The 20,326-nt window shown below is 37.2% G+C and carries 14 protein-coding genes and 1 pseudogene; 9 read left to right on the top strand and 6 right to left on the bottom strand.

Annotated features, from left to right (window positions below):
* Positions 1-29 precede the first annotated feature (29 nt).
* From CY0110_RS17110 to CY0110_RS17085, 6 genes are all read left to right on the top strand, one after another.
* Positions 30-2,609 carry a PAS domain S-box protein gene (locus CY0110_RS17110; protein ID WP_071943860.1) on the top strand — a complete coding sequence of 860 codons (2,580 nt, stop codon included), beginning with the start codon at positions 30-32 and terminating at the stop codon, positions 2,607-2,609.
* A gap of 219 nt (positions 2,610-2,828) precedes the next feature.
* Entirely contained in the window at positions 2,829-3,269 is a 441-nt protein-coding gene (locus CY0110_RS17105; RefSeq protein ID WP_008276758.1) for a response regulator, read from the top strand.
* Between the two features lie 179 nt (positions 3,270-3,448).
* On the top strand, positions 3,449-4,510 hold the full coding sequence (locus tag CY0110_RS17100; RefSeq protein WP_008276757.1) for an Mrp/NBP35 family ATP-binding protein: 1,062 nt from the start codon (positions 3,449-3,451) through the stop codon (positions 4,508-4,510).
* Positions 4,511-4,709: 199 nt separating this feature from the next.
* A complete protein-coding gene (gene rodA, locus CY0110_RS17095) occupies positions 4,710-5,984 on the top strand; it encodes a rod shape-determining protein RodA (RefSeq protein ID WP_008276756.1) in 1,275 nt (424 codons plus the stop codon).
* Positions 5,985-6,435: 451 nt separating this feature from the next.
* The gene (locus CY0110_RS17090) at positions 6,436-7,725 is read left to right on the top strand and encodes a M16 family metallopeptidase (protein WP_008276755.1); all 1,290 of its coding nucleotides are present in this window, start codon (positions 6,436-6,438) and stop codon (positions 7,723-7,725) included.
* Positions 7,726-7,771: 46 nt separating this feature from the next.
* The gene (locus tag CY0110_RS17085; RefSeq protein WP_008276754.1) at positions 7,772-8,638 is read left to right on the top strand and encodes a fructosamine kinase family protein; all 867 of its coding nucleotides are present in this window, start codon (positions 7,772-7,774) and stop codon (positions 8,636-8,638) included.
* 56 nt (positions 8,639-8,694) lie between these two features.
* Here CY0110_RS17085 and CY0110_RS17080 read toward each other — a convergent pair.
* Both CY0110_RS17080 and CY0110_RS17075 read right to left on the bottom strand, forming a co-directional pair.
* A pseudogene (locus tag CY0110_RS17080) lies at positions 8,695-8,853 on the bottom strand (IS630 transposase-related protein); the annotation flags it as partial.
* 112 nt (positions 8,854-8,965) lie between these two features.
* Positions 8,966-12,130 carry an efflux RND transporter permease subunit gene (locus CY0110_RS17075; RefSeq protein ID WP_008276752.1) on the bottom strand — a complete coding sequence of 1,055 codons (3,165 nt, stop codon included), beginning with the start codon at positions 12,128-12,130 and terminating at the stop codon, positions 8,966-8,968.
* Positions 12,131-12,437: 307 nt separating this feature from the next.
* Here CY0110_RS17075 and CY0110_RS17070 point away from each other — a divergent pair, with 307 nt between their 5' ends.
* Positions 12,438-13,013, top strand: coding sequence for an REP-associated tyrosine transposase (locus CY0110_RS17070; RefSeq protein ID WP_008276751.1), 576 nt, complete (start codon positions 12,438-12,440; stop codon positions 13,011-13,013).
* A 139-nt stretch (positions 13,014-13,152) separates the two neighbouring features.
* On the opposite strand, the gene CY0110_RS17065 is transcribed toward CY0110_RS17070, so the two are convergent.
* Entirely contained in the window at positions 13,153-13,632 is a 480-nt protein-coding gene (locus tag CY0110_RS17065; protein WP_008276750.1) for a FixH family protein, read from the bottom strand.
* A gap of 130 nt (positions 13,633-13,762) precedes the next feature.
* Positions 13,763-15,571 carry an efflux RND transporter periplasmic adaptor subunit gene (locus tag CY0110_RS17060; protein WP_008276749.1) on the bottom strand — a complete coding sequence of 603 codons (1,809 nt, stop codon included), beginning with the start codon at positions 15,569-15,571 and terminating at the stop codon, positions 13,763-13,765.
* 282 nt (positions 15,572-15,853) lie between these two features.
* Between CY0110_RS17060 and CY0110_RS17055 the strand changes: the two genes are divergently transcribed.
* Both CY0110_RS17055 and CY0110_RS17050 read left to right on the top strand, forming a co-directional pair.
* Complete coding sequence (locus CY0110_RS17055; RefSeq protein ID WP_008276748.1) at positions 15,854-16,537, top strand: Crp/Fnr family transcriptional regulator; 684 nt, start codon at positions 15,854-15,856, stop codon at positions 16,535-16,537.
* Between the two features lie 2 nt (positions 16,538-16,539).
* On the top strand, positions 16,540-18,318 hold the full coding sequence (locus CY0110_RS17050; protein ID WP_008276747.1) for a M61 family metallopeptidase: 1,779 nt from the start codon (positions 16,540-16,542) through the stop codon (positions 18,316-18,318).
* On the opposite strand, the gene CY0110_RS17045 is transcribed toward CY0110_RS17050, so the two are convergent.
* Together CY0110_RS17045 and CY0110_RS17040 are read right to left on the bottom strand one after the other, a co-directional pair.
* Positions 18,315-19,124: a prepilin peptidase gene (locus CY0110_RS17045; RefSeq protein WP_008276746.1), complete on the bottom strand. Its 810-nt coding sequence runs from the start codon at positions 19,122-19,124 to the stop codon at positions 18,315-18,317. The genes CY0110_RS17050 and CY0110_RS17045 overlap by 4 nt on opposite strands.
* A gap of 82 nt (positions 19,125-19,206) precedes the next feature.
* On the bottom strand, positions 19,207-19,815 hold the full coding sequence (locus tag CY0110_RS17040; protein ID WP_008276745.1) for an IS607 family transposase: 609 nt from the start codon (positions 19,813-19,815) through the stop codon (positions 19,207-19,209).
* Positions 19,816-20,326: the final 511 nt, after the last annotated feature.

The following is a 20,326-nucleotide window of genomic DNA, read 5'->3' as shown; positions in this document are numbered from 1 at the left end:
CAGAGCAAAAACGGGAGGAATCTAAGGCAATGACTAGCGATCGCTCAAACAAGATCAGGAAACCCCCCCATCTCCTCCCTACAAAGCAACGGACTATTCTGTTAGTGGATGATTCAGAAGTCGATAGAGTGATATATCAACGCTATCTAAAAAAAAGTAGGGAATATGATTACCATTTCATCGAAGCCGAAACAGGAAAAGCAGCCTTAGAAATATACCCTAACGTTTTACCCGATCTTGTCTTATTGGATTATTTCTTACCGGATATCAACGGCTTAGAATGGATAGAGCGATGGCAACAAAAATATAATAAAAATCCTTGCCCTGTGATTATCCTAACGGGACAAGGAAACGACAATATAGCCGAACAGTTTATTAAACTGGGTGCTGCTGATTATTTAATTAAGGATCAAATTACCTCGGATCGATTAAACTTTTCGGTCTATAAAGAGTTAATCCGTCAAGAAGAAAAACAGAAGTTTACCCAAACAATTCAATGTCAAAATGAGCAACTTTTAGAAGTGAATCGATTGCTAAAAGATCAGATGAATTGCGGTGAAAATGCTGACTGTTTACTTCGTAACAATGAGGAAAAGCTACATTGTGCTGTATTTAATGCCCCCATCCCTGTCTTAGTTCACGCTGAAGATGGAGAAATTCTGCACGTTAATCAAACTTGGACAGAGTTATCTGGCTACACAATTGAGGACATTCCCACCACTGCTGAGTGGACACAAAAAGCTTATGGAAATAAACAAGGAACGGTTAAATCTTGGATAGATCGCCTTTACGAATTAAATCAGCGAGTGGATGAAGGAGAATTTAAAATTAGAACCGCCGATGGACAAGTTCGTATCTGGAATTTTAGTTCTGCCCCTTTGGGTAAATTATTAGATGGTAGACGTTTAGTCATTTCCTGCGCTAAAGATGTTACAGAAATTAAACAAGCGAAAATGGCCTTACAAGAAAGTGAAATCCATTTTCGCAAAACCTTTGAACAGGCTGCTGTAGGAATGGCTCATGTTGCTCCCAATGGTAAATGGTTATTGGTGAATCAAAAACTTTGTCAAATTGTCGGTTATAGCCAAGAAGAGTTACGAGAAAAAACCTTTCAAGAAATGACTCATCCTGATGATGTAGAACCGGATTTAGAATACGTCCGTCAAATCTTAGCAGGGGAAATCACCAGTTATTCAATGGAGAAACGCTATATCCGCAAAGATAAGTCCCCAGTTTGGGTTACTCTGACAGTTTCTTTGTTCAAAAGCAAAACAGGAGAACCAGAATATTTTATTTGTGTCATAGAAGATATTAATGAGCGCAAAAATATAGAATTATCTCAACAACAAGCTTTAAAACGCCTAGCCAATCTACATCAAATCGATAAAGCAATTATTGAAGCACAAAAACCCCAAGCGATCGCTAAGATAGCTATTAATAACATTCAATATTTTTTGCCGGCTTGTCAGCGTGCTTCGATTGTTACTTTTAATTCAGAACACCGTGCTGCCACAATTTTAGGAACTCAGGGTAGAGCAGAACAAAAAACACCAAAAAAATTAGAAACCACTCTCGACATTTGGCAGGATTTAATTAACAGGTTACAAGAATCAGAACAAAATTATGTAGTTGCTTATTTAAGTCAATTACCTAAGCTATCAGCAGCTATTCCTAGTCTAGCGACTTCAGGGTTAGACTGTTTCATTTGTTTTTCTTTAAAAGCACAAAATAAATTACTCGGTATTTTTAAGTTATGGGTAGAAGATGTCGAAGTGGTTACGCCAGAACAGTTGGCCATAATCGAAGAAATCAGCGTTCAAGTGGCGATCGCTATTCAACAAGCTAATCTAATTCAAGCGGATCAAAATTATGCACTAAATCTAGAAAAGAAAGTGCAAGAACGGACTGCTCAAATCGAAGAAATCAACAAAGAACTCAAAGCCTTCAGTTACAGCATTTCCCATGATCTCAAAGCTCCCTTACGAGCCATTCAAGGTTTTGCGGTCGCTCTACAAGAAGATTATGCCGAAAATTTAGACGACTTGGGACAAGAATATGCTTCAAGGTTGGTTGCTTCAGCAGAGCAAATGGAAAAATTAATTCAAGATTTACTGGCTTATAGTCGCTTGTCACGGACTGAAATTCATAAAAAGCCGGTAAATTTAACCTCAGTGGTGAATAAAGCTTTAGAAGATTTGGAGATAGCAATGACAGACGTTCAGCCAGAAATAACTATAGAAAAGCCATTATTAAACGTTTTAGGTAATCGCACAATTTTGCAGCAAATCGTTAACAATTTGCTGTCTAATGCTCTCAAATTTACCTCTGCTAAGGTCAAACCCCAAATACATATCTGGACTGAAGAATATCCTGAAAATTTTGTCCGTTTGTGGATAGAAGATAAGGGTATCGGCATCGAAGCGCAACATCAAGAACGTATTTTTGAAGTGTTTGAACGATTGCATGGCAATGAAGCATATCCTGGGACAGGTATTGGTTTAGCTATTGTCAAAAAAGGTGTTGAAAGATTAGGGGGGAGACTGGGTGTTAAATCAGAAGTTAACCGTGGTAGTCGTTTTTGGGTTGAATTGCCTGGGGTTGAAGGGTAGAATGTAACTAGACGGAGGTAATAATCATATTTCCTTTGTTTATTAATCACTTTTATAGGAACTTATTATCTATTCTGCTTGAGTTCGTTTAAGTAATAACAAAAAATCACCTCTTTCCTTTAAAATTTTCAAGGTTTAAAATGAATTGGTCAAAAATTTGTTGTTGCTTGCGAAGTATAATCACACTTTAGTTTAAATTGGAGCAACGGCTTCTTAGAAATGTGTATCTTATTAGTCGAAGATGATTACAATGATATCCTGTTGATTCAGAGAGCTTTTCGTAAAGCTGAGATTAGACAGCCTATGATGCAAGTGTCAGACGGAGAAGAAGCGATCGCCTATTTGAGTCGAGAAGGAAAATACGCTGATAAAAATATTTATCCTACGCCTCTATTAGTATTACTAGACTTAAAATTACCCCGACGTTCAGGGTTAGAAGTATTAGCTTGGATACGTCAGCACCCTAGATTAAAACGCTTATTAGTCGTGGTTCTGAGTTCTTCTAAAGAAAATTCTGACCTTAATCATGCTTATGATCTTGGAATCAATTCCTATCTAGTTAAACCCGTTAACTTTCAAGATTTTGTCAAATTGATCCAATTAGTTGAAGCTTATTGGCTACAACGGAATGAGCCTCCTAAAATTAGCTGCAACAATTAAGGAGTTAAACAAGTTTCAAGTCACCTGTGAAGAAAGGGAACAGGGAACTCTATAATAGGCAACAGGTAAAGATTTTAGCTTTTTTAATTAAAGGAAGTGAGCCAAAAACCGTTAAGATTGATGATATAAGCAATTTGAGCAAGCCATAGGGCTGCTTGATAGGAGAACCATCAATTAAAATGCTCGATACTCAATCAATTTTAAACGTATTAAGACCGGTTCAAGATCCAGAACTACAAAAAAGTTTAGTCGACCTCAATATGATTCGTAACGTTGCTGTAGATGACGGTAACGTTAGCTTTACCCTGGTTTTAACCACTCCTGCTTGTCCGTTACGCGAATTTATCGTAGACGACTGTAAAAAAGCGGTTCAAACCTTGCCAGGAGTAGAAACCGTAAACGTAGAAGTCACCGCAGAAACCCCTCAACAAAAATCCCTCCCTCACCAGCAGTCTGTGGCAGGAACAAAAAACATCATTGCGGTTTCTAGTGGTAAAGGGGGAGTAGGAAAAAGTACCGTAGCGGTGAATATTGCCGTTGCTTTGGCTCAAACTGGAGCAAAAGTCGGTTTACTTGATGCTGATATTTACGGACCCAACGCCCCTACCATGTTAGGACTGGAAAATACGGAGGTGCAAGTCGAAAAAAATGAAGCAGGAGATATTCTTCAACCCGCCTTTAACTATGGGGTGAAAATGGTATCGATGGGCTTTTTAATCGATCCTGATCAACCGGTGATTTGGCGGGGTCCCATGCTTAATGGCATTATTCGTCAATTCCTTTATCAAGTCAACTGGGGAGCCTTAGACTATTTAGTGGTGGATATGCCTCCAGGTACCGGAGATGCTCAGTTAACCATGGCCCAAGCAGTTCCTATGGCCGGCGCTGTGATTGTTACTACTCCTCAAACTGTCTCTCTTTTAGATGCTCGTCGGGGCTTAAAAATGTTTGAACAGTTGGGAGTTAAAGTATTGGGTTTGGTGGAAAATATGAGTTATTTTATCCCCCCAGATGCACCAGAACGTCAATATGACCTATTTGGCTCCGGTGGTGGGGAAAAAGCCTCAAAAGAGTTACAAGTGCCTCTACTGGGCTGTATCCCCCTAGAAATTGCCCTTAGAGAAGGAGGTGACAAAGGGATTCCTATTGTTATGTCGGCTCCTGAGTCGGCCTCCGCTCAGGCATTAACGGCGATCGCTCAAAATATTGCTGCCAAAGTGTCTGTGGCTGCTTTAGCTTAAGGGGAATAAGTGATCTAAACATTAAGATTCTTGTCTTTTGCTTGACTTAACTTTTAAGATGTCTAGTAGAGGAAATTAGCTCAATAGAAAGGAGTCAATGAGTCACTTTTGTTCCTGATCCAGTTTGGCTGCTCCCCTGCTCTATTCAACCCATAGAGTTTATTGTGTTTAGATAGTTCTGTGAGGAGTTCTCTCTATTATGATGTTACGAACTACAAAATACGCTTATCGAGGCAGTCGCAAACGAACAGTCCCTTTATGGTTATCGTCTTTGCCCCAAGTTGATTGGTTGTTACTGATCTTGGTGGTGGGTTTAACCAGTATTGGAGGGCTAATGATTCGCAGCACGGAACTCCATGAAACTTCTGTCACTTGGTGGCAACATTGGCTCTTTGGGGGTTTAGGCGTGGCGATCGCTTTATTTATAGCTCGTTGTCGTTACGAACATTTAATGCAGTGGCACTGGCTCACTTATGCTATCACCAATATTTCTCTGATTGCAGTTATTGCGATCGGGGTAGCAGCCAATGGGGCGCAAAGTTGGATCGAAATTGCTGGATTTAATATCCAACCGTCGGAGTTTGCCAAAGTAGGGTTAATTATCACTTTAGCTGCTTTACTTCATCAAAAAGATGCTAAGACAATCCCATCAGTTTTACGTATTTTAGGAGTAACGGCAGTTCCTTGGGTGTTAATTATGTTACAACCCGATTTAGGAACTGGGTTAGTGTTTGGGGCGATTACGTTGGGGATGCTCTATTGGGCGAATATGTCCCCTGGATGGTTAATTTTAATGATCTCTCCCATTATTTCAGCCATTTTATTCAATGTCTTGTTTCCTGGATGGATTATTTGGGCTATTTTAATGGGATTAGTGGCTTGGTTTACACTGCCCTTAAGGTTTGTGTCCACTATCTTTGTTATGGGTATGAATTTTGGCTCAGGGAAACTGAGTGGCATTTTTTGGGGACTCCTCAAAGATTATCAAAAAGACCGTTTAACCCTATTTTTAGAACCTGAAAAAAATCCCTTGGGTGGGGGTTATCAATTAATTCAATCTCGTATTGCTATTGGTTCGGGTGAATTATGGGGACGGGGACTATTTGAAGGGACACAAACTCAGTTAAATTTTATCCCTGAACAACATACGGATTTTATTTTTTCGGCGGTTGGTGAAGAGTTTGGTTTTATCGGTGCGATCGCTGTTTTGGTGGCGTTTTGGTTAATTTGTTTTCGCTTAGTGGTTATTGCTTGTCAAGCAAATGATAATTTTGGCTCATTACTCGCGATCGGAATGTTATCGATGATTTCGTTTCAGGTGATTGTTAATATCTGTATGACTGTAGGATTAGCACCCATTACAGGGATTCCTTTACCTTGGTTAAGTTACGGGCGATCGGCTTTATTAACGAATTTTATTGCCTTAGGGTTAGTGGAATCAGTGGCTAATTATCGACCGAAAAAGCGGTTTTAAATTGGTCAGCAGTGAGTTCAAGAGATTCGTAAGTCCGTCCATTGCGCGCTCGCTAAATTCAACCTCATAAGCTGTTCCATGTTAGATTATTTAATTTTGCCTTGAATTTTCTTTTGCAAAATCTCTTTAATTTGATCTTGAAACAGAGAAGCATCATAAAAAGAAATAGACTGACATCTTGCATCAGTACAAGAAAACTTAATAATTATCAGAAAGTAATCAATTATGAATAATTTAGCGTCAAAATGAAATACTATTGCGGATTGCCTTTTGGCTCCCTAAACTAGCTCATGTAATCGAAGGTGCAAGATATGAGTAGACATAACATCATGTCAAGTCAAGATTGGCAAAAGCTTTTTGAACATTAACAATCATTTTTTCCTTGTTTTTAAGAAGCGATGGCTCCGAATACAATTAAGATAGAATTAGCAGACTTAATCAATACTATTTTATGCTCACTTCCGTCCTTGACTCATCAAAGACTCATGTACCTACTATTGTTAATTTAAACAATGGGTTAACAATCATTGCCGAACAAATGCCTGTAGAAGCGGTTAACCTTAATGTATGGCTTAGGGTGGGTTCAGCCTTGGAGTCAAATGAGATCAACGGAATGGCTCATTTTCTCGAACATATGGTTTTTAAAGGCACACCTAAGTTGAAAAGTGGTGAGTTTGAACAGCTAATTGAACAAAGAGGCGCAGTTACCAATGCGGCCACATCCCAAGAATATACCCATTTTTATATTACCAGCGCACCAAAAGATTTTGCAGATTTGGTTCCTTTGCAGTTAGATGTTGTTTTCAATCCAATGATCGAAAATGAAGCATTTGAACGAGAAAGATTAGTGGTTCTTGAAGAAATTAGACGCTCTCATGATAATCCTAATCGTCGCACCTTTTATCGAGCAATGGAAACTTGTTTTGAAAGTTTACCTTATCGTCGTCCGGTGTTAGGTCCAGCATCAGTTATTGAAGGGTTAACCTCTCAACAAATGCGTGAGTTTCATGGTAGTTGTTATCATCCTACCTCAGTCACAGCCGTAGCGGTGGGGAATCTTCCTGTTGAAGAATTAATAGATACTGTTGCTAATGGTTTTGAAGAAACTTATTATACTCAAAAAACAATTTCTGATAGTTATCAGTCTTTAAGGTTTCCTGATGCGCCTGAGTCACCATTTAAAGATATTGTACGTCAAGAATACGAAGATGATAAACTGCAACAAGCGCGGTTAATTATGATGTGGAAAGTCCCCGGTTTTCTTGAGTTGAATGAGACTTATGCGTTAGATGTTTTAGCTTCTATTTTAGGGAAGGGTAAAACCTCTCGTTTATTTCGAGATTTACGAGAAGAAAAAGGTTTAGTGTCTCAAATTAGTGTAAGTAATATGACTCAAAAAGTTCAAGGAATGTTTTATCTGGCTGCTAAGTTGTCAACGGATAAAATCACAGAAGTCGAAAAAATAATTATTCAGCATTTACGTAAAATTCAACAAGAATCTGTTAAAGAAGAAGAGTTAAAACGTATTAAAAGACAAGCGATTAATCGTTTTATTTTTAGTAATGAAAGACCAAGCGATCGCACGAATCTGTATGGCTATTATTATTCTCAAATGCACGATTTAAACCCTGCTTTATCTTATCCTCAGATTATCCAATCTTTAACTTTAGATGATATTCAAAAAGCAGCGCAAAAGTATCTTAACTTAAATGCTTACGGGGTAACAATAGTGAAAAATTAAAAGTGATTGTAAACTGTAAATATATTAATAATGAAGGTTAAAAATAATGTGGACACAAATCGCTGAACATATTAGTCAAACAACAGGCAAATCTTTTGCAATAGAAAACCGAAAATCAGTCAGTGGTGGCTGTATTAACCAAGGTTACTGTCTCATTGGGAAAGACATTAAATACTTCGTAAAGATCAACCATGCTTCTCAAGTGGAAATGTTTACAGCAGAAGCATTAGGACTCAAAGAAATGGCAAAAACCGAAACTATTAGAGTTCCTAAACCGATATGTTGGGGAATGGCAGAACGTTCGAGTTATATTATTTTAGAATGGTTAGAATTTGGTCATTCGTCTAAAGAGTCGTGGGAGTTAATGGGCAAGAATTTGGCAAAAATGCACCAATATCAAGGGGAAACTAAATTTGGTTGGAGTCAAAATAACACTATTGGTTCAACTCCACAAGTTAATAATTGGACAGAAAAGTGGTCTGACTTTTTTGCAGATTATCGCATTGGTTATCAATTAAAATCAGCCTCAAGAAAGGGAGGGAATTTCGGCAATTATAGTCAAATTGTAGAAAAAGTGAGAGATATTTTATCAACAATTAATCCTCAACCTTCTTTAGTTCACGGAGATTTGTGGTCAGGGAATGCAGCCGTGACAGAAGCAGAAGAACCGGTTATATTAGATCCTGCTACCTATTATGGCGATCGCGAGGTTGATATCGCCATGACTGAACTTTTTGGGGGTTTCCCGGCTCCATTTTATCGGGGATATAATGAGGTATTTCCGTTAGATGAAGGGTATAAAAAACGCAAGACTTTGTATAATCTTTATCATATTTTAAATCATTATAATTTGTTTGGGGGTGGTTATGGTTCTCAGGCTAATTATATGATTCAAGAAGTATTAAAAAGTTAGATATTTTTGAAGGGAATAGGCAAACGGCAAAAATTAGGACACAAGAAGGTTAAGGCGATCGCCTGAAAATCTCCTGTTTCTTTTTCTCTTTTTAACCATAAATCCAAAGTGTTACGACTAACTTTGAATAAACGGTAGACATTGACTTTTTTATGTCCTCTTTTGACTGCTTCAATGGCTTTTTTGCGTACATCATAGCTATAAGGTGCTGGTATAGTCTTGGAGATCACTTGATTAGTTGATAACTTCTTTTCTATTATAAAAATATCCTAACCAAAATGCGTAGTGCTATAGGTCTTTTTTGTTAAAATTTGCCCACTCTACAGATTAGGCTCTAATTTTCTTCATTTTTCTCGTTAATTTTTTCACTCCCATAATAAAGTCATCAACGAAGGTATAAACCACAGGAATGACAATTAAAGTTAATAAAGTGGACACCGTTAACCCCCCTAAAATAACTGTAGCAATGGGGGAATAAGCATCCATTCCTGTCTCAGGATAAAAGGCTAATCTTACGACTACAATCATTGTGGTTAATGTGGTCATAAAAATGGCTTTTAATCTCACGGGTCCCGACTCTCGAATGGCCTGCATTCTGGGAACCCCTTCCTGTCGCTTGGTTAAAATTAATTCTAATAATAAAATAGCAGAAGATACGGCAATTCCTGATAAAATAATAATGCCTAAAATTGATACCGTAGATAAGGTTTGTTTGGCTAATAATAACGCCCCAAATACTCCAACTAATTCTAAAGGAATAGACAACATCATTACCAAAGGTTGAATAAATGAACCAAATTGAATTACTAAAATAAGGTAAATTAATACTAAAGAAACCACTAAACCTTTTAATAAACGATCAAATTCAATCATCATATCCGTCATATCCCCCATCGAGTCTAACCCATAACCAGGGGGAAACGTAATCTCTTCTGCTGCTTGCATTGCAACCGCCATTGACAAATTCATCGAGGCAGGATTACGCTTACGATAGAAGCCATTGACATAGACAACCCGACGGCCATTAACCCTTTCCACTAATGTCGGCCCTTGAGAAGGTTCTAACCTTGCTACCATTGATAAGGGTATTTGTTCCCCGTTGGGAGTAGTGATGTAAGTGGAAGCTAAATCTTGAAAATTGCCCCTATCTTGCTGATTGTAGCGCACTAAGATGGTATTTTGCCGTAAATTAGGACGATTATAAAAACTACGGGTATATCCTCCATTTAAAGCGTATTTTGCTTGTTCTGTGACCATTGCTAAACTTAACCCCAACTCTTGGGCCCGACGGCGATCAATTTTTAGTTGATATTCCGGTTGGTTTAGACTAGAACTGGTGTGCGTCATGACGATATCGGGATTATTTTCAGCGATATTTAAGACTTCTTGGGCTAAACTGTGTAAAATATTCAAATCTTCTCCATAAACAGCGATTTGTATGGGTGCAGCAGAGGTGGCCATCACATCCACACCCATCTCTTTCATAGCAATGCGTCGTATTCCTGGTATGGTTGCATTAGCTTCTGTTTCTATTGCATCCATGACTTGCCAAATATCTCGTTGTCTTTCCCCCAAGGGTTTGAGGGTGACTATCATCGATGCAGCGTTAACCCCACCCATACTATAAGCACTAAAATAGGTACTATTGCGGGTAAATTCAAAGCCTATTTCTGAGGAAACTTTTTCAATTTCTGGCTGTTCTAAGATAATAGTTTCAAATTGTTTTGCTGTTTGATCGGTTTTTTGAAAAGACACCCCAGGTTCTAATTCTATGGTTGCCATAAACTGTCCTGAGTCCCCTAATGGCATCATTTCTTGAGGGATAAAGGGATATAAAGCAAAGGCTAAAACAATAAATGCTCCTGCTATAGCTAAAGTGATTTCTCGATTTTTTAAACTAAGATTTAATAACCAGCCGTAACTCTTTTCTAAAGCAATAAAGCCATAATGAAAGGGACTCACTAACCATTGTAACCAGGTTCTTTTTTGATTTTTAGTTTTGCCCAGAGGTTTTAAGAAGAATGCAGCCAAGAGGGGAATTAATGTGATAGAAACTAACAAAGAGGAAATAAAAGCAAACACCATCGGATACACTAAACCCACAAACATTAACCCCGTCAAACCACCGGCTAACACTGTCGGTAACAAAGCAGCAATCATAGTACAACTAGCTGCTGCACTTGCTAAAAATACCTCTCCTGTCCCTTCAATAGCTGCTTTTCTGGGGCTTTTTCCTAACTTTAGATGACGATCAATAGAATCAATTACAATAATAGAATCATCCACTAATTTTCCTATCGCCATCATCATCCCTACCAAAGTAGAAGAATTTAAAGACATAGAAATCGGGATAAAAGGAAGCATGGATAAAGCCAAAGACATCGGGATAGAAATCATAACAATAGCCGTCGCCCGAAAATCTTCTAAAAAGACTAAAATAACAATCCCTGCCAACAAAACACTAATTAACAGTTCCCCTGTAGTGCTATCTTTAATTAACTCCACTAAAAACGAATTATCATACGCCTCTTGAAATTCAATCCCTGGATATTGTGCTTCGATTTTTTCTAATTCTTTCCGTACTCTTTCTATCACCTTTGGGGAACTAGAGTCTGGCTTTTGAATCACATTCACCGCTAATGCTGACTGACCATTGTAACGATAACCACTGCGTTTCTCTTCATAAGTATCTTTGACCTCTGCCACATCCCGAATATAAACAATTCTTCCCCCCATCTCATAGAGGGGATAATCTCTCACCATTTGAGCATTTAACGCCCGATCATCTGCCCTAACTAAGATTTCTGTATCCCCTCTCGTTAAGACCCCTGCACCCTCGCTAACGTTGTTTTTATCGATGGCATCCCGAACATCGAGTATAGATAACCCATAAGCTGCTAACTTTTGGCGATCAACGATCACTTGCAACTGTCGTCGATATCCCCCAAAAATAGAAACTGCTTGCACATCCATCACTTGCGTCAGGCGATCAACTAAAGTATTATCCGCAAACTCCCGTAACTGTACGGAGTCCCATCCTTCCCCTTTCAGTGCCAAGGTCAAAACAGGACGATTTAGGGGATCGATAGGTAAAACCCAATAAGAACGGGTATTTATACCATCTAAAGGTAAATCCCCTTCGGCTGCCTTCATCACGCTTTGTACTTCTTGTACTGCTGTATCAATATCTCCACCCCAAGCAAACTGAATGGTCACTAAAGACATATCCTGTTGAGAACTTGATCGCACAAACCTCACCCCATCCAATACCGTCAGACGCTGTTCAATGGGTTTACTGATGTAGGTTTCGACTTCTGTAGGGGTTTGTCCCTCGGCCATGGTGATGATGGCCACCAAAGGACTTTGTACATAAGGCATCATCCGCACAGGGATAATAATAAGGGTAAGAATAGATAAAATGATCACCCCAATATATAGCGCAAGCGTAATAACAGGGTTACGAATGGACCACCGAGTGAGAAAGGTTTTCATCAATACCATTACAAAACGTAGGGTGGGCAAATACTGTAACTGTTTATATTAATGAGTAAGTTAAGATGCTTGCCCATCAATAAACCATTATTAATAAGGTGACAGATAATTATGAAATAGAGATGAAATGGCAGGTTGAAAAAATGCGATCGCTTATGTTTGGTAGGCAATGATATCAATATTTTATATTGATTCATTTATCAGTTAACTTTGCCCACCCTACGGGTAAGATCATTTTATCAATGACCTTGACTGAAGAAGTTTAGTGACTCTAAAATCATTTTCCATTGAATTCAATGGATTTAAGATGTCAAATTACCGTCGTTTATATTTTAAAGGAAGCACTATATTTTTAACAATTGTTACTTATCAACGAGTTCCTTTATTTAAGAATTCTGACTATATTACTAAATTACGGATTGCTGTTTCTCAAGTCAAAAAAGAAAAGCCGTTTGATATTTTAGGTGCAGTCATTTTACCCGATCATTTACATTTTATTTGGTCATTACCCAAACATGATAGTAACTATTCTCAACTAATTTCACGAATGAAAGTCTTATTTACTCGTTCTATTGGCAGACAGCTAAGATCAGTCAATAATATTCCTGAGTCACGACGCAAACATAGAGAAAGTAATGTATGGCAAAGACGGTTTTGGGAACATACAATTAGAAATGAACAAGATTTAAAAACTCATTTAGATTACATTCATTATAATCCTGTTAAACATAGATTAGTTTCTTGTCCCCATCATTGGGAATATTCCAGTTTTCATCAATGGGTAAAAAGAGGTTTTTATCCTTTAGAATGGGGATGTTGTTGTCACGGTAAGTCGACTAAAACACCAGATTTTTCTAATATTATCAATCAAGTCGGCGAGTAGGGTGGGCAAATAGGAAAACTTATGTGATTTAATATTAACTTACCATCATTGCCCACCATTCTTATAAGTATTATTAGGTGGGCAAGATATCAATATTCTAAATTAATTCATCTAAACTCTGGCTTTGCCCACCCTACTTTTATTTAACTTCTATAACAATCTCATTTTCTCCTTGATATTTTGCGTCTTTAACTGTCGCTGCTAAGTTCCAAGTTCCAGCCATACCAAAGTTAGTTTTAACTTTAAATTGTCCAGGGGTTTCTGTTGGTTCAATTTCTACTTTGGAAATCATCGGATCTTCCCCTTCCATTGGCATTGTTGAACTGACTTCGATGTTTTCAACCGGTACACTTTCCCCAGACGTGTTATCTTTAACTTCTAAAATTAGTTCTGCATCTCCCATCGGAATCTCTTCTTCTGGACTAGCTAAAGCAACCATAACAGTATTTTCTTCTGTTGCCGTTGTCTCAGTTTCAGTGGCAGTTTCTGTGCTTTCTTCTGTTGCAGTTGTTTCAGTTTCAGGGGTAGTTTCTACCTGAGTTTGAGTATCCGTAGAAGGGGAACTACAAGCAATCATTAATATGCTAATCGGTAAAATCAAAGTAATGATTTTTTTCATGTTTTTTTCTTTTTATTGGGTACAAAAGACAATTAATTTATGTCGTCCATATTTTTAGCACAAATAAAATAATAATTCAATACTTTTATTTTTTCTTAAGAATTAATTGTTGATGACAATTAAGATAAACTTATTTAACTAAGATATTAAATTCTTTTTTACCTTGATAATTTTCATCTTTAACATCAACAGAAATTTTCCATTCTCCTTTCATTCCTAAAAAAGTTTCTGCTTTAAATTTTCCTGTTTGTGACTCAAGTTTAACCTCAACTTTTGCTGTCATGGGAGGCATATTTTTCATCGGCATTGTCGCTTTAATATCTAACTCTTTGACTTGTAAAGGTTTCTTTGTTGTACTATCAATAATCTCAAAAATAAATTCAGCATCCCCGATCTTCACTTCTGGAAAACTGACTAAATTAATACTAACGTTATTTTGATCATTTCTAATATTACTTGAAATCAGGCTATTCTGATTTTGATTGATCACTGTTACCGCAGCATTTTCGATTAGTTTATAATGTCCTGTGGTAATAACGGCATCCCCTGGTTGTAGTCCTCGTAGAATCTGAATATTATCACCACTAATCATACCTAATGTAACTAATTTGCGAGTCGCTGTCTCTCCATTAACCACCCAAACAGCAGGGTTATCCTCAAAGGTGACAACAGCAGAGGAGGGGACGGTTAACGCATTGGTTTGACGTTGAGTAATTAACTCCATTTCCACAAATTGGCCCGATCGCAACTCACCTCCAGGGTTGTTAACCACTGCTTCGACGGTAACGGTACGGGTTTGACTGTTGCTTTGAGGGAAAATACTACTCACTTGACCATTAATAGTAAGGCTTGTCCCAGGAATTTTGGCAACAATGGGAGTTCCTATACGGATTTTAGTGGCATCGTGTTGTGCTACATTGGCTTGTAAACGAATTTGGCTATAATCTCCTATTTTCAAGATCCCCATTCCTGGTTGTACCACCATCCCTGGATCGACTATTCTTTCTTGAACAATACCAGTAACTGGGGCTTCTATTTGGGTATAACTGGATATAACCGAAGCTGTCGCCACTTTAGCTTTAGCTTGTTGGACTTTAGCCTGATCATTGATAACTTTTGCTTCTAAACGGGCTATTTTAACCCTAGCTTCCGATAACATCGCCTGTTTAGCTTGCACTTCACTTTCTACCACGTCATAATCATCTTGAGCGATCGCTCCTTGAGACACTAACATAGAAAATCGTTCTAATTTCTTGTTTAAGTAACCTAGATCGGCTTCTATTTGTTTAATGTTATTTTTTTGCTCTAATATTTCAATTTTACTCACTTCTAAAGCTGTTCTCATCGTATCCGTTTCGGCTTGTGCTTCTGCTACTTCTGTAAACAGTTCACTTGCACTAATTTGGGCTAAGGTTTGACCCGTGGTAATGCGATCGCCAGGATAAACCGAATAATTCGTTAATTGTCCGGCCACTCTCGGATAAACTGTGACCACTTGATAGGGTTCAATAGTTCCTGTGTACTGTACTTTAGCTTCTAATAATTGAGGTTTAACCACTTCTACGGTGACGGGGGTGGGGTTAAACGAACCATCCACGGCCATCATTTCATCGTGGGACATTTCACCATGACCACTATGATCCATGGTAGACGATGCTGGTTTTAATTGATTGGTGACGACAAGAATACCCCCTGTCAACGCCATAAAAACCCCTAATCCCAGGGTTTTCTTACTCACCAGACTCCCTAATATCTTTCCTGAAAATAAACGCTTTAACGGGGTATTACGGATAACCAGAACCCCGACAAAAACAGCCGTTCCTATGGTTAGCATTCCACTTGATGATAAAGGATTTAACGACGATAGATTTTCGGAGAACCCCCGAATATGCTCGACCCCTTCAGAAACCATATTTTCCGGCTTGTTCGCTTCTTTCATGCTTAAATAAAAGACTTTGGAAATTAGATATTTCTTTTTCCCACCATGACATAGAAATATGAAATTAGGATGAAATATCAATTTTATATCCCATAAAATAAGCAAAGGTGAGCGATTTTGTCTTTTTTGTCAATGCGAAACTTCTAATTGTTAACTATCTACAAACCTAGACTTATTGTGTCTGTGGGGTTTATCATTAAAAGAAATGGTTGAACCATAAGGAAAAGTCAATCAATTGATATTCCTTACCCTCTTATTCAGTGCCGTCCGAAAACCCCTTTAATGGAAACTCAAGCAATTGTCGAGCTATTTCCCCTGTTTAGTGCAGCTAATCCCGAAACCTTAGAATGGATACTGTCTGTGGTCGATGAAGAAAATTATGGTCAACATGAAGAAATCATAAAGGAAAATGATTGGGGAAAGGCGGTTTACTTTATCATGTCGGGTTGGGTCAAAGTCCGTTCCCGCTATAACAATAAAGAAACAGTATTAGAAATTATGGGTAAAGGGGATTTATTTGGAGAAATGGAGGTGTTAGACGAATCTCTCAAGTATATAGACGTAATTGCCCTTTCCGATGTCCAATTACTCAGTATTTCAGCCCAACGTTTTTTACAGATGCTGTTTAAAGACCCTCAAGTTCATCATAAAATGTTGCAACTCAGTGTCAGGCGATTTCGTCACTTATATCGTCGTTTTCAATTACATCAACAAACCCCGAAAATCAAGCTGATTAAAACTTTAATTAAGTTAGCAGAAGCTTATGGTAAATTGATGGAAGAAGGGGCGGAAATTTTACAACTTTCTGCTCAAGATTTGGCCGATATTGCTGATATTTCTGTTGATGACTGTCAACAGATTATTACTCAGTTACAACATCAAGGTTGTATAGAAAGTGATCCTTCTCGTGAAGTCTTGTTATTAACAAATCTTAAACAGTTAAACCATTTTGCTAAACAAATTTAATAATGATCAAATCAACTATTACTGAGACTAAAACACTCAATTATCCTCTACCCAGTTTAACTTATTTTGTTAAAATGCCCCATCCTACTTCCCATTTATTTGAGGTGGGTTTACAAATTGAACACTGGTCAAATTCTCTGCTTAATTTAAAAATGCCAGTCTGGACACCGGGTTCTTATTTAGTGAGAGAATATGCTAGACATATTCAAGATTTTAAAGCAGTCTCTAAAGATAAACAAAAAAAGCTCCTTAGCCAAAAAATTAGTAAAAATCATTGGCAAGTAGAAACAAAAGAAGTTGAAAATATTCTGATTACTTATCGAGTTTATGCTAATGAATTAACCGTAAGAACCAACCATCTAGATAATACTCATGGTTATTTCAATGGCGCAGCTTTATTTTATTTTATTCCAGGATTAGAAGCGACTCCCATTACCCTTGAAATTGTACCCCCTAATTCTACTTGGAAAGTTAGCACAGGGTTGCCAGCAATTCCTGAAAAAGTCAATCAATTTTATGCGAAAGATTTCGACACATTGATAGACAGTCCTTTTGAAATTGGTAGCCATGCTATTTATTCCTTTGAAGTTTTAGGAAAACCCCATCAATATGCTATTTGGGGAACGGGTAATATTCAACCCAATCAAGTCATAGAAGATACTAAAAAAATTATTGAAACAGAAGCAAAATTATTTAATGGGTTGCCCTATGATAATTATTTATTCATCCTCCATCTTACCCAAAATAGTTTCGGTGGTTTAGAACATAAAAATTCTTGTTCTTTAATCTATTCTCGCTTTCATTTTAAAGATACAGATAAATATAATCGGTTTCTCCAATTAGTTGCTCATGAATTTTTCCATTTATGGAATATCAAACGTATTCGTCCACAAGCATTAGAAACTTTTGATTACGATCAAGAAAATTATACCCCTTCCTTATGGTTTTCTGAAGGAACAACCAGTTATTATGATATGGTAATTCCTCTAAGAGCAGGAATATATGATGCTCATAAGTTCTTAGAAATTTTAGGTAAAGAAATCACTCGTTTTCTAAGTACCCCAGGTCGCAAAGTTCAACCTCTCAGTGAATCAAGTTTTGACGCTTGGATTAAACTCTATCGACGAGATAATAACAGTGATAATTGTCAAATTTCCTATTATTTAAAAGGTGAATTAGTTTCTCTTCTTTTAGATTTACTGATTCGCGCTAAACATCAAAATCAACGATCTTTAGATAACGTTATGGTTCAGATGTGGGAACAATTCGGAAAATCCGAAACTGGGTTTACTCCTCATCAGCTTCAAAGAGTGATCGAATCCGTAGCCGATATGGATTTACAAAGCTTTTTCAACTTGTATGTCGATAGTATCGAAGAATTACCCTTTAACAAGTATTTAAACCCCTTCGGTTTACAAGTTAAACCCATCATGGAGGATGATGGTGTTCCCTACTTAGGGATTAAAGTTCAATCGGAAAATAACAAAGAAATCATTAAATTCGTCGAAAAAGGGTCACCTGCTTCTTTAGAAGGAATTGATCCCGAAGACGAATTATTAGCAATTAATGGCATTCGTGTCACAACTGATGAATTAAATCAACGTTTAAAAGACCATCAACCCAATGAAATTGTCTCTATAACCGTCTTTCATCAAGATGAATTAAGAACCTTCTCTGTTACTCTAGGGAAACCCCAACCGAGTCGGTATGAAGTAGTTAAACTTGAAAATCCCTCACCCCTGCAACAAGAAAATTTAAGCGGTTGGTTAGGAAACATTTAACTCAAGGGAAAAAATAGGCGAATGTAAGTCGAGACAATAGTTTCTCCCCAAAATAAACTTAACATTGCACCCAAAGCTAAAAACGGACCGAAGGGAAAGGGATGACGACGATCAATAAATCCGAGTATCATTCCTCCCATACCAAAGACAGAACCCACTAAACAAGCTAAAAAACTGGTCACTAAGAGGTATTTCCATCCTAACCATGCTCCCAACATAGCAGCTAACTTAGAGTCTCCTCCCCCTAACGCTTGTTGCCCCAATACAAATGTACCTCCCAAGCCAATAAGATCAAATAACCATATTCCTGAAACAGCACTAACCACGCTTGTCATTAAGTATTCAGGAAGTTCAGACACTTGCCAACCTATTATCCCTTGAAAAATTAATCCTAATACTAATCCTGACTTAGTTAGGACTCCTGGTAAGGTCATAGTATCAAAATCAATCATCGAAAGGGTGACTAACCAACTAATTAGCACCCAATAACCAAGGGTTACAAGGGTAAATTGATATTGCCAAAAAACAAAACAAAATAATAACCCTGTAACCGCTTCTATTAAAGGATAACGTACAGAAATCGGCGCACGGCACCAACGACACCGGCCTCTTAACCATAACCATCCTAATACTGGCACATTCTCGGTTTTTCCTAATCGGTGTTCACAATGAGGACAACGGGAAGGAGGATGAATTAAAGAGAGTCCTTCGGGTAAGCGATAAATAACAACATTGAGGAAGCTACCAATACAAGCGCCGAATGCAAATACGAAAGGAAGGGTAATAAGTGCAGTTAATAAATCCATTATTCAGTTGCCAGTTATTAGTTATCCGTTACTTGTACTGAACTATGTCGAAGTATCAGTGACTCACTCACTGTTTACTGTTTTATTTATACTTTAGCGTGATTTTTTCTACCTCTTCTAAAAGCTTAGCATTAGTTGGATTATTAAGACCATACAAACGATCTTTAAGTTGGTTGACAATTTCTTGGAAATCTTCGGTTAAATCATCTTCCATGCTTTCAGTTTTTGAACAGTTAATAATAATAACTTCTATTTCAAAAAATTCACAAACTGTAAAAAATAAATCATCCCCTAACCTAAGCAATTTATCTTTTTGGGTTAAGATCAATCTTTCTACTTCTTGATTGCAAATCAATTTAAGTAGCCGTATTAACCCTTGATTTTTATAATTAACCCCACTACCAATATCTTTAATTATTTCGTAACTCCACCCATGATACTGACAATAACTCTCTAAACAATTGACTTGTTTTTCTAAATCATCCAGCGATTGGTCATTACTAATTCGACAATAGCAAACTGTTAATAAATTTGTGTTCACTGTTTGGTATAATTCCTCAACTTTGAACCTTCGATGTCCCCCTTGAGTTCGATAGGCTTTAATTTTCCCTGCATTTTCCCAACGACGAAGAGTTTTAGGACTGACTCCTAAAAATTTAGCAGCTTCTTTAATGGTTAAAAGATATGTCATGACTCTTTTCTCGAAATAAATTTATATTACGTTAAGCTATGAAAATAAAATAATTGATATGAACAGGTTAGGGATGTTATAACTCTATTATAAAATGCCTAGTTCTTACTAACTCACCTAGTTTTCAAAACTATAACATTAATGACTTATTTTTAATTTTTTTTAGTTTGTTTTCTTAGTTTTAAAAAACGCTATAGATTAAATCCAATGTTTTCTTAACAACTATCGTTGCTATTTGAGTCTTAATGGCTTTTTTGTCTAATTTTGTCCAAGATTGTTTAAGTTTTTAATGATAGTTTGACTCAATAATATTTCTTTATCATATGTTACATTTTGTTAGAAAAATATACTAATTTAAGAAATATTAAGATTTTAATTCAATTTAAAAAAATCTCAATAAAAATACTTGACTTTACAAAATTCTTTAGCTATATTTCCCAGTGAAAACCCATTGAATGTGATGGGGAAACGGCACAATAAAATTCTCTTTAGGAGTGCAAGAATGAATCAA

This window comes from Crocosphaera chwakensis CCY0110 (genome assembly GCF_000169335.1).
Taxonomy (GTDB): Bacteria; Cyanobacteriota; Cyanobacteriia; order Cyanobacteriales; family Microcystaceae; genus Crocosphaera; species Crocosphaera chwakensis.
Note: the sequence above shows the minus strand (reverse complement) of the source record. Positions and strands in the feature narration are given on the sequence as shown.

Excerpts from the sequence above, each read along its gene's own strand:
- CY0110_RS17105 (WP_008276758.1), top strand. The coding sequence starts at position 2,829 with ATGTGTATCTTATTAGTCGAAGATGATTACAATGATATCCTGTTGATT.
- CY0110_RS17045 (WP_008276746.1), bottom strand. The coding sequence starts at position 19,124 with ATGGATTTATTAACTGCACTTATTACCCTTCCTTTCGTATTTGCATTC.
- CY0110_RS17055 (WP_008276748.1), top strand. The coding sequence starts at position 15,854 with ATGGAAACTCAAGCAATTGTCGAGCTATTTCCCCTGTTTAGTGCAGCT.
- CY0110_RS17110 (WP_071943860.1), top strand. The coding sequence starts at position 30 with ATGACTAGCGATCGCTCAAACAAGATCAGGAAACCCCCCCATCTCCTC.
- CY0110_RS17040 (WP_008276745.1), bottom strand. The coding sequence starts at position 19,815 with ATGACATATCTTTTAACCATTAAAGAAGCTGCTAAATTTTTAGGAGTC.
- rodA (WP_008276756.1), top strand. The coding sequence starts at position 4,710 with ATGATGTTACGAACTACAAAATACGCTTATCGAGGCAGTCGCAAACGA.
- CY0110_RS17090 (WP_008276755.1), top strand. The coding sequence starts at position 6,436 with ATGCTCACTTCCGTCCTTGACTCATCAAAGACTCATGTACCTACTATT.
- CY0110_RS17060 (WP_008276749.1), bottom strand. The coding sequence starts at position 15,571 with ATGAAAGAAGCGAACAAGCCGGAAAATATGGTTTCTGAAGGGGTCGAG.
- CY0110_RS17100 (WP_008276757.1), top strand. The coding sequence starts at position 3,449 with ATGCTCGATACTCAATCAATTTTAAACGTATTAAGACCGGTTCAAGAT.
- CY0110_RS17065 (WP_008276750.1), bottom strand. The coding sequence starts at position 13,632 with ATGAAAAAAATCATTACTTTGATTTTACCGATTAGCATATTAATGATT.
- CY0110_RS17075 (WP_008276752.1), bottom strand. The coding sequence starts at position 12,130 with ATGAAAACCTTTCTCACTCGGTGGTCCATTCGTAACCCTGTTATTACG.
- CY0110_RS17085 (WP_008276754.1), top strand. The coding sequence starts at position 7,772 with ATGTGGACACAAATCGCTGAACATATTAGTCAAACAACAGGCAAATCT.
- CY0110_RS17050 (WP_008276747.1), top strand. The coding sequence starts at position 16,540 with ATGATCAAATCAACTATTACTGAGACTAAAACACTCAATTATCCTCTA.
- CY0110_RS17070 (WP_008276751.1), top strand. The coding sequence starts at position 12,438 with ATGTCAAATTACCGTCGTTTATATTTTAAAGGAAGCACTATATTTTTA.